Origin of the sequence: Pseudarthrobacter sp. NPDC055928, assembly GCF_042270935.1 — a bacterium.
In the GTDB taxonomy this organism is placed as follows: domain Bacteria; phylum Actinomycetota; class Actinomycetes; order Actinomycetales; family Micrococcaceae; genus Arthrobacter.
Map to the genome: position 1 here is coordinate 39791 of NZ_JBHJZH010000012.1, position 15895 is coordinate 55685.

The 15895-nt window shown below is 63.4% G+C and carries 17 protein-coding genes; 9 read left to right on the top strand and 8 right to left on the bottom strand.

Annotated features, from left to right (window positions below; translation table 11 throughout):
* Nucleotides 1-39: 39 nt before the first annotated feature.
* Nucleotides 40-879, top strand: a complete 840-nt coding sequence (locus tag ACFC25_RS15140) for a hypothetical protein (protein WP_376046506.1) — start codon at nucleotides 40-42, stop codon at nucleotides 877-879.
* Between the two features lie 127 nt (nucleotides 880-1006).
* On the opposite strand, the gene ACFC25_RS15145 is transcribed toward ACFC25_RS15140, so the two are convergent.
* Together ACFC25_RS15145 and ACFC25_RS15150 are read right to left on the bottom strand one after the other, a co-directional pair.
* Nucleotides 1007-2503, bottom strand: a complete 1497-nt coding sequence (locus ACFC25_RS15145) for an SPFH domain-containing protein (protein ID WP_337348143.1) — start codon at nucleotides 2501-2503, stop codon at nucleotides 1007-1009.
* 146 nt (nucleotides 2504-2649) lie between these two features.
* Nucleotides 2650-3411 carry an NUDIX domain-containing protein gene (locus tag ACFC25_RS15150; protein ID WP_376046509.1) on the bottom strand — a complete coding sequence of 254 codons (762 nt, stop codon included), beginning with the start codon at nucleotides 3409-3411 and terminating at the stop codon, nucleotides 2650-2652.
* Between the two features lie 75 nt (nucleotides 3412-3486).
* Between ACFC25_RS15150 and ACFC25_RS15155 the strand changes: the two genes are divergently transcribed.
* Both ACFC25_RS15155 and ACFC25_RS15160 read left to right on the top strand, forming a co-directional pair.
* A complete protein-coding gene (locus ACFC25_RS15155; RefSeq protein ID WP_376046512.1) occupies nucleotides 3487-4515 on the top strand; it encodes an SPFH domain-containing protein in 1029 nt (342 codons plus the stop codon).
* Between the two features lie 9 nt (nucleotides 4516-4524).
* Nucleotides 4525-5424: a hypothetical protein gene (locus ACFC25_RS15160; protein ID WP_376046515.1), complete on the top strand. Its 900-nt coding sequence runs from the start codon at nucleotides 4525-4527 to the stop codon at nucleotides 5422-5424.
* A 42-nt stretch (nucleotides 5425-5466) separates the two neighbouring features.
* On the opposite strand, the gene ACFC25_RS15165 is transcribed toward ACFC25_RS15160, so the two are convergent.
* Complete coding sequence (locus tag ACFC25_RS15165) at nucleotides 5467-6285, bottom strand: CPBP family intramembrane glutamic endopeptidase (RefSeq protein WP_376046518.1); 819 nt, start codon at nucleotides 6283-6285, stop codon at nucleotides 5467-5469.
* Nucleotides 6286-6480: 195 nt separating this feature from the next.
* On the opposite strand from ACFC25_RS15165, the gene ACFC25_RS15170 reads away from it, so the two are divergent.
* The 3 genes from ACFC25_RS15170 (at nucleotide 6481) to ACFC25_RS15180 (ending at nucleotide 9431) form a co-directional block, all read left to right on the top strand.
* Nucleotides 6481-6948, top strand: a complete 468-nt coding sequence (locus ACFC25_RS15170; protein ID WP_376046521.1) for a DUF4383 domain-containing protein — start codon at nucleotides 6481-6483, stop codon at nucleotides 6946-6948.
* A 145-nt stretch (nucleotides 6949-7093) separates the two neighbouring features.
* Complete coding sequence (locus ACFC25_RS15175; protein WP_376046523.1) at nucleotides 7094-8623, top strand: FAD-dependent oxidoreductase; 1530 nt, start codon at nucleotides 7094-7096, stop codon at nucleotides 8621-8623.
* Nucleotides 8624-8693: 70 nt separating this feature from the next.
* The gene (locus ACFC25_RS15180) at nucleotides 8694-9431 is read left to right on the top strand and encodes a hypothetical protein (protein ID WP_376046525.1); all 738 of its coding nucleotides are present in this window, start codon (nucleotides 8694-8696) and stop codon (nucleotides 9429-9431) included.
* Nucleotides 9432-9489: 58 nt separating this feature from the next.
* On the opposite strand, the gene ACFC25_RS15185 is transcribed toward ACFC25_RS15180, so the two are convergent.
* Together ACFC25_RS15185 and ACFC25_RS15190 are read right to left on the bottom strand one after the other, a co-directional pair.
* Nucleotides 9490-10065: a hypothetical protein gene (locus tag ACFC25_RS15185; protein WP_376046528.1), complete on the bottom strand. Its 576-nt coding sequence runs from the start codon at nucleotides 10063-10065 to the stop codon at nucleotides 9490-9492.
* 34 nt (nucleotides 10066-10099) lie between these two features.
* The gene (locus tag ACFC25_RS15190; protein WP_376046530.1) at nucleotides 10100-10369 is read right to left on the bottom strand and encodes a hypothetical protein; all 270 of its coding nucleotides are present in this window, start codon (nucleotides 10367-10369) and stop codon (nucleotides 10100-10102) included.
* Nucleotides 10370-10881: 512 nt separating this feature from the next.
* Here ACFC25_RS15190 and ACFC25_RS15195 point away from each other — a divergent pair.
* A complete protein-coding gene (locus ACFC25_RS15195) occupies nucleotides 10882-11352 on the top strand; it encodes a PDDEXK nuclease domain-containing protein (RefSeq protein WP_376046533.1) in 471 nt (156 codons plus the stop codon).
* A gap of 62 nt (nucleotides 11353-11414) precedes the next feature.
* Here the strand turns inward: ACFC25_RS15195 and ACFC25_RS15200 are convergent, their stop codons facing one another.
* From ACFC25_RS15200 to ACFC25_RS15210, 3 genes are all read right to left on the bottom strand, one after another.
* Nucleotides 11415-11849 carry a hypothetical protein gene (locus ACFC25_RS15200; protein ID WP_376046536.1) on the bottom strand — a complete coding sequence of 145 codons (435 nt, stop codon included), beginning with the start codon at nucleotides 11847-11849 and terminating at the stop codon, nucleotides 11415-11417.
* A 102-nt stretch (nucleotides 11850-11951) separates the two neighbouring features.
* Entirely contained in the window at nucleotides 11952-12818 is an 867-nt protein-coding gene (locus ACFC25_RS15205) for a hypothetical protein (protein WP_376046538.1), read from the bottom strand.
* Nucleotides 12802-14568, bottom strand: a complete 1767-nt coding sequence (locus ACFC25_RS15210; RefSeq protein ID WP_376046541.1) for an FAD-dependent oxidoreductase — start codon at nucleotides 14566-14568, stop codon at nucleotides 12802-12804. Before ACFC25_RS15210 ends, ACFC25_RS15205 begins: the two co-directional genes overlap by 17 nt.
* 181 nt (nucleotides 14569-14749) lie before the next feature.
* Between ACFC25_RS15210 and ACFC25_RS15215 the strand changes: the two genes are divergently transcribed.
* Together ACFC25_RS15215 and ACFC25_RS15220 are read left to right on the top strand one after the other, a co-directional pair.
* Nucleotides 14750-15112 (top strand): UBP-type zinc finger domain-containing protein, encoded by a 363-nt coding sequence (locus ACFC25_RS15215; RefSeq protein WP_376046544.1) that lies wholly within the window; start codon nucleotides 14750-14752, stop codon nucleotides 15110-15112.
* A gap of 66 nt (nucleotides 15113-15178) precedes the next feature.
* A complete protein-coding gene (locus tag ACFC25_RS15220) occupies nucleotides 15179-15871 on the top strand; it encodes an MSMEG_4193 family putative phosphomutase (protein ID WP_376046547.1) in 693 nt (230 codons plus the stop codon).
* Nucleotides 15872-15895 lie beyond the last annotated feature (24 nt).

Consider the following 15895-nt stretch of genomic DNA (forward strand, 5'->3'; position numbering starts at 1 on the left):
GCCCCGAGGAGCAGGCCGGCGACAGCACATAGCCCACAGATGGCATCCGCTTTCACTTCCGAGGCCCAAGCCGTCCTCAAGAGGGCCGCTTCGCTTCGCGTCATGGGTCATCGGATGGCCGTCGTTTCCGGCGCCCTTGCCGTAGTGCTTGCGGTCGGAACGGCCAGCCAGGCTACCGAGCTGCCCTTTTTCGGCAATGAGTCCTCCGTCCAAGATGCCCCCGACGCGGCTGATGCGCCCCGTACGACGAAGGGGACGCTGCCCACGTACAGCAGCGGACGTGCGGCACCCCAGCCAGCCGCCTCCACTCCCCCGGGCACGCCGGGCGCCGCACCGGCAGAGGCCACCCCTGGCACCGATGATTCCCAGCCAGGTGAGGATCCCGGCGCCTCTGCCTTGCCAGCCGTGGCCGACCTCCCGATGCCAGTGGACGCTCCCACGCTGGACGGGATGCTCGCGGCATCGCAGGCCACGGTTCCGCCATCCCCCGGGCCCACGGTGATCCTCGAGCCACCGGTCATGTCATCGGCCACACCCGCCGCGCCGACGTCGTCGGCTGGCCCCGCACCGGCGGCGCCCCCAACGGCGCCGGCTCCGGCAACCTCACCCACACCAACAGCCTCGTCGCTCCCGCCCTCGCCCACTGCTACAGCTACAGGAGACGCCTCAGAAGAAGCAGTCGATACACGCTCGTATGCCATCGCCCGCCTGGCATCGTATGGATGGGGCGCGGAACAAATGAATGCCCTGAACCAGTTGTGGGACACGTCAGTAAAATGGCGTCCCAGCCAGGTGGATAGAGGATTGAGCTACATCAAGGAGCGCCACGGCTCCCCGGCAAAAGCCCTCGAGTTCCGCGCCACAAACAACTGGTACTGAGCCAGGGGCCACTTAGAAGACGTAGCCACGAAGACACCAGAACGCCGCGGACCCGCAAGGGGTTCCGCGGCGTTCTGTTGGTTCCGGCCGGGTTATCCGGCGAACCCGTCCCCCGGTCCGGGAGTGATCACTGTGGTCCGGCCTGTTCCTTGACTGCGCCGTTGCCGGTGCCTCGCGTGGACGCGGCGGGGGTCGAATTGCCAAAGTTCTTAAGCATTTCGATGACGTCGAACCCGGTGGTGTCCTTGAGCATCTGTGCCGTCTGCTGGACACCCGAGGAAACATTTTTGCTCACCTGGCCTGCGCCGTCGTTGGAGATGACCGTCATATTGCTGATGGCGCTCATCGGCGCAGCGATTTCCCGGGCGATGGAAGGCAGAACCTCCAGAAGTTTGTTCAGGATGGCTGCCTCGTTGAACTCGCTGTATGCCTTGGCCTGGGCTTCGATGGCCCCTGCCTCAGCCGTACCACGCAGGCCAATGACATCGGCCTCGGCTATACCCTTGGACTTCGTTACTTCAGCCTCGGCAAGGCCACGGATCTTGTTGATCTCGGTTTCGGCATTGCCTTTGGCAGTGTTGGCTGCTGCCAGGGCCTTTGCTTCGACCTCGTTGCCGGCAGCCTTGAGCTTGCGGGTTTCGAGTTCAGCGGCAGCTTCAACCTTCGTGGCTTCCGAGATGCGGGTACGTCGGGCAAGGTCAGCCGCTGCTTCAGTTTCAACCTTGTACTTGGCGGCGTCGGCAGGCTTGCGGACCTCGATGTCGAGTTCCTTCTCGCGAAGTTCGGCCTGGCGCGCCACAACCTGTTGGTTCTTCAGGATAATCGCCTGCTGCTGGTCGGCCTGGGCAAGGGGGCCGGCGGCGTCAGCCTCCGCCTGGCGGGCATCCGTTTCCTGCTTCAATTCGGCGCGCCGGAGAGCCAGCTTCTGCTCAGCTTCAGCCGTCTTCTGGTCTGCCAGGGCCTTCGCTTCCGCCGCCTCGCGCTGGGAGTTCGCTTCGGCAATACTGGCGTTCCGTGCCACCAGGGCGGCCTCCGGCCGGCCAAGGTTCTTAAGGTATCCGCCCGCATCGTCAACCGATTTGATCTGGAACGTATCGATGACCAGACCCTGGTTGGTCATGGAGTGCTCGGCTTCTTCCTTAACGGATGCAGCAAACTGGGCACGGTCTTTGATGATCGCGTCGACGCTCAAGGTACCCACGATAGAACGAAGCGAGCCGGAGAGGGTTTCCTGGGTGTAGTGGTCAATCGCGTCCTGCTGGTCAAGGAACCGCTGGGCTGCCTTGCGGACAGAAATCTTGTCGCCCCCGACCTTTACTTGCGCAACGCCGGTCAGCTTGAGCTGTATGCCATTGTTGGAGATGGCTTCGATGGTGACTTCAACCTGGCGCGAGGACAGCGAGATGTGGCTGACGCGTTCAGTGATGGGGTTGACGAACGCCCGATTGTTGATGATGACACGGGACTGGTCATCCGAGGTCTCATCCGTCGTATTCGGATCACTCTTGCCGGTGATGAGCATGGCCTCATTCGGCTTGGCAAACCGGATGCTCGAGGTGTAGAAGATAAATCCTGCGATGAGCAGAAGGGCCAGTGCGCCCCCGCCAATCAAAAGTACTGTCATTGTTTCCCCCTATGATGTGTCAGATCGCCCTGGTCATCGCAGATCATGGAGCCCCGGAGTCCAGGTGCGGACTCAACCGCTGCCACAACTTTGTTGGGCCCCAATTGGCGACAGGCGTCATGCATCAAACCCTACCCGGCAGGGCTTCAGTCCCGCGGCCGCATGATCGGGGGGTTGAGTACAGCCCGCACCGGCTGCCCTACTGCCGGCCGGGCTGCCGGAGCCAGGCGGAACAGGGCCGCTGGCCGGCCGGCGTCCCCCGCCGTCGTCCGCCCGGTATCTTCCAGGAAATCGGGGGTGCCTGTGGCCTTGCGGTGGAAATTCCGCGGGTCGAGCCGGGTGCCCCAGACGGCCTCATACACTGCCCGGAGCTGGGCAATGGTGAACTCTTCGCCGCAAAAAGCCGCCCCCAAGGGCGAGTATTCGAGCTTTGACTTGGCCCGCTCCAAGGCGTCAGCGAGGATCCGCTCGTGATCGAAGGCGAGCTGCAATCCGCCATCCAGGAGCTGGCCCACGGGGTACCAGGCCGCGTGTTCAGCATCGCTCCCTGCCGCGAGAACCGGAAAGTCGGGCGCGAGCAGCAGGTGGGCCACAGTGAGTACATCCCCCCGCGGATCGCGTCCCTTGGGGCCGTAACTGCCCAGTTGCTCCAAATGGCCCGGGAGCTGCCCGACGCCGGTCTCCTCCGCAAGTTCCCGGCCGGCCGCCTCCAGCAGTTCCTCGCCGGCCAGCACGAAACCGCCCGGGAGGGCGAGTTTGCCTCGGAAGGGATCAATGAGGCGGGTGATCAGCAGGACGTTCAGCTCGCCGTCGCGCACGGTGAGGGCGACGACGTCGACAGTCACCGGAAAGCGCGCCGGCGCAGCAGGGGTTTCGGTCATGAAGCCATCGTAGGGAATTATCGTCATCTTGACAATAAGTTCCAGCGAGTCGTAAGGTTAGTTATCGTCGAAGTGACGACAATAAATCATAAGGAGAACCCCATGGCCAGCATCAAGCGTTACCCCTGGATCAGCCACTTCCTTGGCAGCCCCACCGGCTACGTCGTCCACCTGCAGAAAGGCCAGGTCAAGCATCAAGGGGTGGGCCAGGCATTCTGGTTCCGGCCGGCGAATTCCGTGCTCAGCGAGGTCCCCGTGGATGACCAGGAGCTGCCCACCCTGTTCCATGCCATCACCCGGGACCACCAGGACGTGAGCGTCCAGGCCAACGTGACCTACCGTTTTATCGATCCCGTCTCGGTATCCAACCGGCTCGACTTCGGACTCCAGCATGCCGGTGCAGCCCCGGCAACCGGTCGCGAGCAGGTGGCCACAATCATCGGCCAGTTGTGCCAGAGCCACGCAATCGACCAGATCGCCACCACCACGCTCGCCGAAGCCCTCGAGCGCGGTGTCAGCCAACTCCGCGCTGTCCTCACCGAAGCGCTGCGGACCGACGCGCGGCTCCTGTCCACCGGTATTGAGATCCTCGGGGTCCAGGTCCTGGCGGTCCGGCCGGAATCCGACGTCGAACGGGCACTGCAGACGCCCGTCCGCGAAAAACTGCAGTCTGAAGCCGACCGGGCCGTGTACGAACGCAGGGCCGTCGCCGTCGAGCGTGAACGGACCATCTCCGAGAACGAAATGGCGAGCCAGATCGAACTTGCCACCCGGCGCGAACACCTGGTTGCCCAGGAAGGCGCCAACGCACGGCGCCAGGCCGAGGAAAAGGCCGCCGCCGGACTGATCGAGGCCCGGGGATCCGCCGAACGGAAGGACATCGGTGCCGCTGCCGAAGCAAATCAGATCCGCCTGGTCGGTGAGGCCGCCGCAGCCAGGGAAGCCGCCACCATGGAGGTCTACCGGGGCATGGAGCAGGCGACGTTGCTGGCCTTGGCGCTCCGCGATGCAGCCGGGTCCTTGCCGAATATCGGCAACCTGACCATCACGCCGGACCTGCTCAGCGGAGCACTCGCAGGCCTGTTCAGGGAGCCCGCCGCCCCCACGACGCCAACCGCACTCACCAAGTAGGGACACGCCATGGCAAACCCCCGCCTCGTCATCGTCCACCGGCGGACTGAGCTGCAGGAGTTGCTGGACCGGCACGCCACGCGGGGCCAGGCCGAATTCTTCCTCCGCACCAGGGGCCGCAGTATCCAGGACGTGCAGGAGCGCCATGACCGGCTCACCGCAGCCCTGGCGTCGCTCCGGACCGCTGTTCCCGCCGAGTGGCGTCATGCCGAAGTGGAACGCGCGGACCTTAGCCGTTTCCTGCTCACACCTGAGGATGTCATCGCCGTGGTGGGGCAGGACGGGCTCGTGGCCAACGCGGCAAAATACCTCAACGGCCAGCCTGTGATCGGGATAGACCCGGAGCCCGGAGTGAACCCGGGCATCCTGGTCCGTCACACGCCCAGGGATGCGGCAAGGCTGCTCAAGGAAGCTGCAGCGGCCTGGCCTGCGGGGCGGCTGGGCTGCCATGAGCTCACTACCGTGACCGCGCGGCTCGACGACGGCCAGGAACTCTCGGGACTCAACGAGGTCTTCATTGGGCATGCCTCACACCAGTCGGCACGGTACCGGCTGACCGCGCCGGATGGGCGGGCCGAGCGCCATTCCTCGTCCGGCCTGATCGTCTCTACCGGCACGGGAGCCACAGGATGGTGCGCATCAATCGCCCTCGAACGCGGAGGACGCCCCCTGCCCGCACCAACAGATACCCGCCTGGCCTGGTTCGTCCGCGAAGCGTGGCCCTCCCCCATCACCGGAATCTCGTTGACCGAGGGTGTTTTGGAGTCGGGCGAAATACTGCACATAACCGTTGCATCCGACCAGCTCGTCGTATTCGGCGATGGCATGGAAGAGGACCGCCTCACGGCATCCTGGGGCCAGGAAATCACGGTACAGCTGGGCGAACGGCCGCTGCGGCTCGTGATGTAGGCATCCAGATCCCTCAATACGGGCCACGTCTGCGGAACAGGCTCAGTAGAGGAAGATCGGCAGCCAGTCGCGGTTGTGGGCATGCACCAGCGCGAGGAAGAGAACGAAGTCGAAGAGCAAATGCACCGACACCACATAGGTGAACGATTTCGTCAGCTTGAACGTGTATCCCTGCAGAAGCGCGAACGGGAACGTCAGCAGCGGACCCCAGGCCATGTAGCCGATCTCCCAAAGGAAAGACGAAAAAACCACGGCCTGAAGGATGTTGGCGAGCCAGTCCGGGAAGTGCCGCCGCAACAGGGTGAACGTGGTGCAGATGAAGAACAGCTCGTCCCAAATGCCAACAGCGTTCACACCGAGGAAGAGCCGCCAGAAGATGGTGGGGTCGGACGCGTCCGGCCAGTTTTGGTAGACCCCCGTGCTGATCAGGTACACCGGAAGAATAAAGTACCCAAGGGCCACAACAGCAAGCAGGTATAGTTTCGCGCTCAACGGCCAGCGGCGGCCCGTGTTCACGGGAAAGGTGATGATGTTCTCGCGGTAGGCGAATCGCGACACGAGCCACGGTAGGAGCACGGCCAGCGCAAGGGCACCACCCATGAGGGTCATGTGTGTGATGCTCAGGTCAGCGTTCAAGGGAACCAGGCTGATGATAACCATTCCCCCGGCAACCAGCACCAGGTGCCGCACGAACTCGCGGTCGATCAGTGCCGCGGTCACCAGGCTCGTGGCCAGCAGCCCGTAACCAAAAAGGTCATTCTCGACGCCAAAAAGCAGCACTCCGGATGCCGAGAGCAGGACCGCTGGCAATAGCTTCCAGGTGAGCGCGGTCCGGGGCGGTTGCGTCGAAAGCGTTGTCACCTCTCAAGCATGTCACTTCTGGAAAAGATGGACCGGCATGCAGTATGTTCCCATGGGCCCCCAAGGCACTGTTTCCCCTGCCCAGGCGCGGTTTTCAGGAGTACGATGTGGGCGTCGGCAGGATTCCTGCGACTCCTTGCCGCGGTCCGGTTCTCCACCTGAAGAGCCGGCAGTTTGCGTGAATGGGAGACCAAAATGACTACCGCTTCACACCCCGCCCACCACCACATGATGGGGTTGACGCTTCACAACACCGCCATGATAGTTGGTGCCGTTTTCCTGCTGGTTGGCGTCCTCGGGTTCATCCCGGGAGTCACCACCAATTACAGCGCCATGACCTTTGCCGGACATGAGTCCGGGGCCATGCTGCTTGGCGTCTTCCAAGTGTCCATCCTGCACAACATCGTGCATCTGCTGTTTGGCGCGGCCGGCATTGCCATGGCCAGGACAAACCGGATGGCCCGCTGGTTCCTGCTGGGCGGCGGCGTTGTGTACCTGCTGCTGTGGATCTACGGCCTGGTCATCGACATGAACGCGGCCGCAAACTTCGTGCCATTCAACACAGCAGACAACTGGCTGCATCTGGTCCTGGGTATTGGCATGGTGGGCCTGGGCCTCTGGCTGGGCCGGGATGCCATGGAGAAGAAGGAAAGCGTTATGTAACTCCTCCACGGTTCGTGGAAAACCGACGACGGCGGCCGTCCCCCGGGTGAAATCCCCGGGCCGGCCGCCGGCTGTCCCTCTGCGGCGGCGGCTGACGCAGCGCAAACCACAGCCGGGTAGTAGAGCAGGATCCTGAGGTGAGGCAGTGAAGGATGCAGCGGACACTGATCGGCCCGAAGGTGAACCTGCCTCTCTCTGGGTCGCGACCGCCGGAACCACCGATTTTCCCGTCCTGAGCGGAGATCTGGACGTCGACGTCGCAGTTGTCGGGGCGGGCATCGCAGGGCTCACCGCAGCGCTGGCGCTCAAACGGGCTGGCCGGAGCGTAGCGGTCATCGATACCGCCCGCATTGGAACGGGCGTCACCGGCCACACCACCGGCAAGGTCACCTCCCTCCACCGCCTCGCCTACACGGAACTTGCACGCAGCCATGGCACTGGCACTGCCCGAATCTATGGGCAGGCCAACCAGGCAGCGATTGAACACATCGCCCAGGTTGTGGCCTCCGAAGCGATCGACTGCGACTTCCGCAGGGTCGCCAATTACACCTACGCCGAAACTGACGACGCGCTCCACCTCGTGCGCGCCGAAGCCAACCTTGCCGCCCTGCTCGACCTCCCAGCCACCTTCACCGCCGAGGTGCCCCTGCCGTTCCCTGTCAAGGGCGCCGTCCGGTTCGACGGCCAGGCACAAATCCATGCCGTGAAGTACCTCCAGGGTCTGGCCCGCGCGGTAAATGGCGAGGGCAGTTTCGTCTTCGAGGAAACCCGCGCGCAGGACGTCCATGACGGCACACCTGCCCGAGTCGATACCGACAACGGCAGCATCCGGGCCCGCGACATCATCGTCGCCACGAATGTGCCGTGGGGCGGCCAGGGCCTGTTCTACCTGCGGTCCCATCCGCACCGCTCCTACATCGTGGCCGGGCGCTTGGACACGCCACCGCTGGACGCCACCTTCATCAGCGTCGACGAACCGATGCGCTCCATTCTGACCGCCAGCGTCAACGGGGCAAGCTACGTGCTGACGGGCGGCGAGGGCCACAGCGTGTCCGAGCCCGGCGACACAGCCGCACGCTACCGCAGGCTCTCAGCATTCGCCCACGACCGCCTTGGCGTGGACAAGATCGCCTACCGCTGGTCAACACAGGACGGCATGCCGCTCGACGGGCTGCCTTATGTGGGACTGATGTCCCCCACCGCCAAACACGTCTATGTGATCACCGGGCTGCGCAAATGGGGCCTGTCCAACGGGACCGCTGCCGCGCTCATTCTCGCTGACACCCTCACTGGCCGGGAGAACCCGTGGGCCCCGGTGTTCAACAGCAACCGGATCACGCCGGTTTCCAGCGCCAGACGGTTCGTGAAGGAGAATGTCAGGACCGTGGCGGCCGTCCTGGCCGGCAAACTGGGTGGCAGGTCCAGCCAAGCGGACCTGCTGCCGGGCGACGGGGCTGTCATCAAAGTCAACGGTCAGAGCACCGCCGTGTACAAGGACGCCGACGGGGAGATCCACGCCGTCTCCGCCACCTGCACCCACCTGGGCTGCACCGTCGGCTTCAACGCCGCCGAGGCCACCTGGGACTGCCCTTGCCACGGCTCCCGGTTCAGTACCGACGGCACCGTCATCCAAGGGCCGGCCGCGAAAAACCTCCCACCCGCTCCGACGCCCTGATCGCCGTCGAGGTCTTTCCCCCGGTACGTTGGACTCAACAACGAGAGACGACCATGCGAACAGGTGCTCGATGAAACTCGAAAAAGCGCAGCGTCCAGCTGACTGGCTGAACCGGATTGACCGCTCGGCCAAAGTCGAGGGCATCGTACCCGCCGTCTTTGAGTCATATCTGCGCATTCTCCACAAAGCTCACCCCGCCGGGACAGCTGCTCCTGGCTACAATTTCTCCCCCGAGGCAAGCTGGGAGGCTGTCGCGACTGCACTGGGGCGCAGGCTCTCACCTGGAATCAGATGGGCCGAGCTTTCCGGAGCATATGGGGAGCCGGCATCAGTGCCGGGGCTTGGCACCGTGTACCCGCCTGAGGAAGGCCGCCTCGATGGCGCAGGATTCCGAGCCTTGGCCCGCGTCCTCAGCAAGACGACTGACGGACCCGTCCTGGCAGCGTTCTGGACAGGGTGGGAGCCAGTCGTAGAGGACAGTGAATCAGCAAGGGCCATCCGCCAAGGGGACACCGTCTCCATCCAGGGCGAGCAGTACGTGCTCTACAGCCTTGAAAGCCGCGAGCTGGCCGACGCCAGGTGGATGCTGATGCCGGCATTCGGATGGGCTCAGGGAAACGGTCTCACGCCCAACTACCTGTGGCCGGCAGACGGAAGCTGGTGCCTTGGCACGAGTATCGACCTTGACTCCAGCGTTCTCGGAGTGCCCTCCGCTGTCCTGTCTGAAGTGGAAGCGCTCCCGGAGCTCGAAACTCTTCATGTCACGCCCTTCACCGACTTGTCCTCGTCAATACCGAAACACCGCTGAAACGGTGAGGGCACCGCGCCCTTCGGCGCGGCACCGTCAATCGTGTGCTTGTGGGAGGCTATTTGCCGCAGCTCAATGGGGTCTTCACCGTCGAAACTGATGAGTAATACGTCCGTCCCGCCTGCACGCTGGTTCCGTTCGTTGTTTGCACGAACGTCGACGTGTTCCAGTTCTTACAGAACCACTCGAGAGAAGTCAGCGTCAGGCTACGAGTGTTATAGCCCGTTTGACCTCTGCTCGCCATGGGGACCCAGGAAAGACCACACCATTCCACGATGTACAGCACGCTGCTGTGGCTGATCTGACTGGGCGTTCCGACCAGGCATTTGGTATAGGGCTTGGCTCCGACCGAGCCGTAGCCGGACGATTGCCTAGGGTGCACGACTGAGGGATAAAGCGTGCAGACGTACGGGTCAAAGGCTTGGGTGGTAATCATCTCGCCGGTGGTCTCACCGGCTAACTGCTTATAGATGGCTGGCTGGCCCGCGATCTTTTGCAGCTTCTGCAGCTCGGCGACTTCTTCTGGCGTAGCTTTACGTTCGGCCGTATTGCCCTGTCCGTCCTTCGGTGCGGCGTAGGCGGCCTGCGCCGAGGTCAGGACGAGGCTGGCCATCGCCCAGGTGAGCAGTCCCAAACTTTCTTGTGCATGTTTCCCCCTTTTGTCGCGGCTACCAATGGCAGAACGTAGCCAAATTTGTGTTCGCCAACAGGAGGGATTCCTCCTGGACGTCATTGGCGGCCGCCGCTGCCCCTTCCGGGTCGTTGGCCACGAGATATGGGGCGTAGAAGTCGAAGCCGTCTGTCCACGCGTCGAGGGTCGTGCGTAAATCCCCGTCAGTGCGCGCGGCCACTTCTTCAAAGCCTTGAAGAAGCAAATCTGCGCTCTCGCGGCTCACGGGTTGATTGGCCACCGGCCACGACAGGCTGGCCCGGTCCATGGTGTTCTCCAAGGACAGGCAAGCCTCGGCGGTCGACAATTTGGGAGCTGACGGGTCAGTTCGGGATGAGGATATCGCACAGCCTGCCGTAGAGATGATGCATGCAAGGGCAGCGGCGGCCGCTAGTCCATCGAATCGAGTATTCGCTATTCAGAACCTACAGTGGTCTTCTGAGATAAGTCCACACATTTATGGGAATGATTCTCAATTGGCCGTGGTCCTAGATGTCAGGGACGCTTCCCAATGTTGCAACAGCCTGTTGCAACATTGGGAAGGGGCCACAACGTCATCCTCCTCGACAAACTTGGGGACTCGGACGCCCGGCTCTGGTACGCAGCCGCCGCCGTCTAAAATGGCTGGTCCCGTAACGTACTCGCCCCCACCACATCGAGACGAAACTCCACGAACGTTCCGGGAAGGCGATCACCAACTTCAAAGCGACCCTGCCGTCGTCGGGTTCGGATCTTGCCCAGCAGTCTTTCAAGGACCCCTACGTCTTCGACTTCGTGGCCATGACGGGCAAACGGAATGAGCGTGAGCTCGAGGGGCAACTGGTGGTGCACGTCGAAAGGTTCCTGTTGGAACTCGGCCAGGGATTCGCTTTCGTTGGCAGGCAAGTCCGGCTGACCATCGGGGCGGACGAATTTTTCGCCGACCTGCTGTTCTACAACTTCAAGCTCCGCTGCTTCGTTGTGGTCGAGCTGAAGGCCACTGCCTTCAAACCCGAGTACCTGGGCCAGATCAACATGTACATGTCCGCCGTGGACGATCTCCTTGCCCATGCCGACGATCAGCCGACTATCGGCCTGTTATTGTGCAAAACCAAGAACAACGTGGTGGCTGAATACTCGCTGCGGGGCTTTTCCAAGCCGATAGGCATCGCCGAATGGGAGTCCGAGATAGTGAAGTCCCTGCCGGAGGAATTCACGTCAACGCTGCCCAGCATCAGCGAACTCGAAGCCGAGCTGTCGCAAGACCTTTAGCCAGGGGATCCAGGCAACCAGGCGGAATCACCGTGGCTCAGACTCGTTCGAACGAGGACACCTCAGTTGCGCTTCACCGCAGGGCTTCGCATTCCGCTGTAGGCTACGGCGACCCCTGCCAGGAAAATCAGGACTGCGAGGTAGACCGGGCCGAGGTGCCCTATCGTTGCCAACCCCCACGGGTAATGCGCGGGGAGGGCCACGGCGAGTCCTACGGCCGGGACCACAACTGCTGTGGCGAAGGCCCACCGTTCCCCTCGGCGCACCCCGAACCAGGACAGGCCCGCAATGGCGAACCCGGTTGCAGCGATGAAGCCGCTGAGCGCAATGTGCAGATGGCTGATGTAGTGATGCAGCTGCGGGCTGAATGCCTCGACTTCCGCCATCCCCTTGTCCACTTGATCGGGGCCGATACCCAGCTCAAGGAAGGCGCCCGTGAAGTTGAGTCCCAGAAAGACTGCGGCGTACGCAACGAAAGCCAGCCCCGCAAGCGTCATGAGAGCGGCTCCCGCCCTAAGGCGGGCCTGGTTCCCCGGGGTAGTTTGGATAGCAGTCACAGCCGCCGCCCCCTCTCCTCTTCATGTAGGTACTCGATAAGCTCACGTAATGCCGGCCCCGGCTGCCGGCGAACGGGACAGTGCGAGTGCCCATCCGCCGGCCACTCCAATTGCAAGCAGAACGGTCACGAAGCCGGTAGCCTGCGCGCTCGCCCATGTCAGGGCCCCGCCGTACCGCAGCAGGGCAACCGCCTGCAGAATGACGAAGGCAACGGAGGTCAGGGCCACGGGCCGGACGGTTCGGAGGTCGCCGCTCTTTTGGCCCTGGGCGGCGGCCCACCCAAGACCGATCAGCCACGCCCCGATCGCCCTCGCGGTGAGCTCGGACAGTGGCCACGGCCACCACGTCGCGGCAGGAATGGGTACTGCCAGGAGCGCCACGCCGTACAACAGCAGTACGCCGGCAATTCCCACCAGGAGCACCCGGAGTGCAGGCGGTAGCACTGGCCGTCCCGCCGTTATGGACTTCGGGACAGGACGGCGGGACCGGACCTGTCTCCAGCTGATGACGACCATTGCCACGGGCACCATGGCGTAGATTGCCAGCCACGCCCACGTGGCTATCTGGGCAGTGGGAGCAGCGTCTGGTGACAAGTGGAATCGATCAAGATGAAGCAGCGTGACTCCGAGGGTCAATGTGGTGAAGACGAACACGGGCCAGACTGCCAGCCTCGCTGACTCCCAACTTGCTGAGCGGGCGCCGGTTACCTCCAGGCCGGCGGCCGACCAGTATGCCGCACCGAGGAAGACCGCGGTCATGGGCGGATTAACTGTCCACGCGAAGAATTCATCAGTCTGCAGAGTAAACACGAACAGCACGAGCCCGGCAAGAAACACGAGGAACGCAGCGACGTAGAGCAGCCACCGCATCGGCGGAATCAGCGGTGTGACCTCACTTGAAGCGGACATCTCCGGGCAGTTCCTCTCGCGAGGCCGCCTCACTAGGGGCGGGGGGCGGGACAGGCAGGGGGTTCTCCGCCAAGTAGGTGTGAAGCATCGAGACCACTGTGGCGCCGTCCCCGACCGCGGTCGCCACTCTTTTGATCGAACCGGCCCGGACGTCACCGATTGCGAAAATGCCGGGCATGCTGGTTTCCAACGCCAATGGCTGCCTGTCCGGCCTGACGGACCCGGCGTCCCTGTTTTCCCGGCTGACGCCCGTGCGCAGAAAACCGGCCGGGTCACGCTCTACGGTGTCGGGCAGCCACGAGGTCCGCGGCACCGAACCGATAAGCACGAACAAGCCACCCGCCTCGATCTCCTCGCTCGGGGTTGCGTCGGGAGCTCCGGGTGCGGCAACCTCGACGGCGGCAAGGAATCCATCCCGATCGCGGGCCCCCACGATCACACTGCCATAGCGGATCGCAACGTTCCGGGTGGCCTCAAGTTGGGAGATGAGGTAGTCCGACATACTGACCGAAAGAGTGGGTCCTCGCACCAGGAGCGTCACGTGCTTAGCGTACTTCGCAAGGTGCAGAACCGCCTGGCCGGCCGAGTTGCCCCCACCTACGACGCAGACGTGCTTTCCGGCCATCGACGGCGCCTCGGAGACTGTGGCCCCGTAGAAGACGCCTCTGCCGACCAGATCCTCCAGCTGAGGCAGGCCGAGGCGACGGTAGTCCACGCCGGTAGCTACCACCACTGAGCGGCACCGTACGACACTGCCATCGGAAATCGACACGGCGTAGCATGCTCCGTCTACGCCAATCCCCTCCACCTTCCGCAGGAACAGAAAATCCGTGCCCAAAGTCCAGGCCTGGTGAAATGAGCGGTAGGCCAGGTGGGCGCCGCTCACACCGCGGGAGAAACCAGGGTAGTTGCGGATCAACGAACTCGTGCCGGCCTGGCCTCCCACAGCCTCGCCCTCCACCACCATGGTGGAGAGGCCCTCGGACGAGGCATACACGGCGGTCGCGAGACCGGAAGGGCCAGCTCCCACGACCACCACATCGAAGATCTTGTTCGCTGGTGGCGGCCGTGTCACCCCCATCGCTTCGGCGATCTCCAGGTCGCTGGGGTTCTCGAGGACAATTGGTGGGACGGTGAACTCCAGCACCATGACCGGCAGCATGGGGTCGCGCAGGTCCACGCTCTCCAGCGTCCGTTTCGCCGTCTCTGACCCGGCAGGGTGGAAAACCACCGGGATGTGGTTTCGACTCAAGGAGTCGCGCAACGTATGAGTTCTTTCGTCGCCTACCTCCCCGATCAACCGGACCGCCTCAAACCCGACCCCTTGGGCCAGGTGCCAGTCGTCGAGGGCGTCGGTAATCGCCCCATGGAATTCTTCGTCGCGCAATCGTTCGGGACGTATGATCACCAATTCGGCGTATCCCTGCGCGATCGCCCGGAATACAGTGGGAGCGCTGGCGAAGTCACCCCATATCACCACAACGCCACGCTTGGCGGCCGGGTGATAGCCATAGGCACGGCGCAGGAATTCCAGTCCACCGCGGTCAGCCGGTCCGTAGCACCCGAGTATAAGGGCGACCTGGCGATTCCAGCGCCGGAGCCCCTCCAGCACCGCCCTCCCATGGGCGTAGTCGGCGCACGTCACCACCTCGTAGTCGGCGCCGTACCGTCGACGTAACTCATCTCCAAGAATGCGCCGAGAGGTCGGGTCTGTGGTGGCAATCAGCATGATCGGAACCGAGGGATCCATGGCCGCCGTCTTTCCGGTTCAATGGTTCGGTGGCGCTCACGATACTCGCGCCATGACATTGGGGACAAGGGCCTTTGTTCCCCCGATTCCGCCATTCCGAGGGCGCTGGGATTCTGCCAGAATAGCTCCCGACGATGGGCAGGCTGGATGCAGAACCCGAGCGATGAAAATAGAGGACCCCATGGAGGACCGCCCAATTCCGGGAATCAACCTCGCCGCCACACCCAGCGGAACAGGGTGCCAGGAGTGCCTTAGCGGTGACGGCCCGGGGTGGTGGCTGCATCTTCGCCGCTGCGCCCAATGCGGCCACATCGGATGCTGTGATTCATCACCCTCACAGCATGCCAGTGCCCACGCGCGCACCGCTGGTCACCCCGTCGTGAGGTCCTTCGAACCTGGGGAGGACTGGTTCTACGAGCACACCACGAAGAAGTTCTTCCGCGGCCCGCGGCTTCCGGATCCTCAGTCCAAACCAGCGGACCAGCCAGCACCTGCGCCGGCAGACAAGGTACCGGCAGACTGGCGGGAGCGCCTGCACCGGTAACCCCTGACCAGGCATCAAACGTGCTGTCGCCAAGGTTCGGCGAAGGATGCTGGCTAGGCTGGGTGGATGGCAACAGTTATCCTCGTGCGGCATGGCCGCACCACGGCCAATGCCGCCGGCCTGTTGGCGGGTCGGGCGGCCGGCGTCGGTTTGGACCAGCTCGGGCGCGAACAGGCAGCCTTGACCGGAGACCGGCTCGCGGCCGTGCCCGTAGTTGGGGTGGTATCGAGCCCCCTCGAGCGTTGTCAGCAGACCGCCCAGCTCATCCTTGATCGCCAGGCTGGCACTCCGTACGCGCCGTTGGAACCCGATCTTACCGAGTGTGATTACGGCCAGTGGCAGGGCCGCACGCTTAGTGATCTCGCAACCGAAGATCTGTGGTCAGCTGTGCAATCGCAGCCGTCCTCCGTCATCTTTCCCGGCGGTGAGTCCATGGCCGCAATGCAGGCACGGGCGGTAGCAGCAATTCGACGCCACGATGCGGCCTTCGAAGCAGAGTACGGGCCAGGAGCCGTATGGGTGGCGGTGAGTCACGGTGACGTCATCAAATCGATTGTCGCCGACGCGCTCGGCATGCACCTCGACCTGTTCCAGCGAATTAACGTGGGCCCTGCCTCCGTATCGATCGTCCACTATGGTGCTGTTCGGCCGACCGTCTATGCGACGAACACCGACGCCGGCGATCTGTCCTGGCTGTCGAAGGGCATCAACTCTGGCGATGCGCAGGTGGGCGGCGGCGCAGGGCAGAAGTCGCAGTAGACCTCATGTGCCTAAAATACTGTC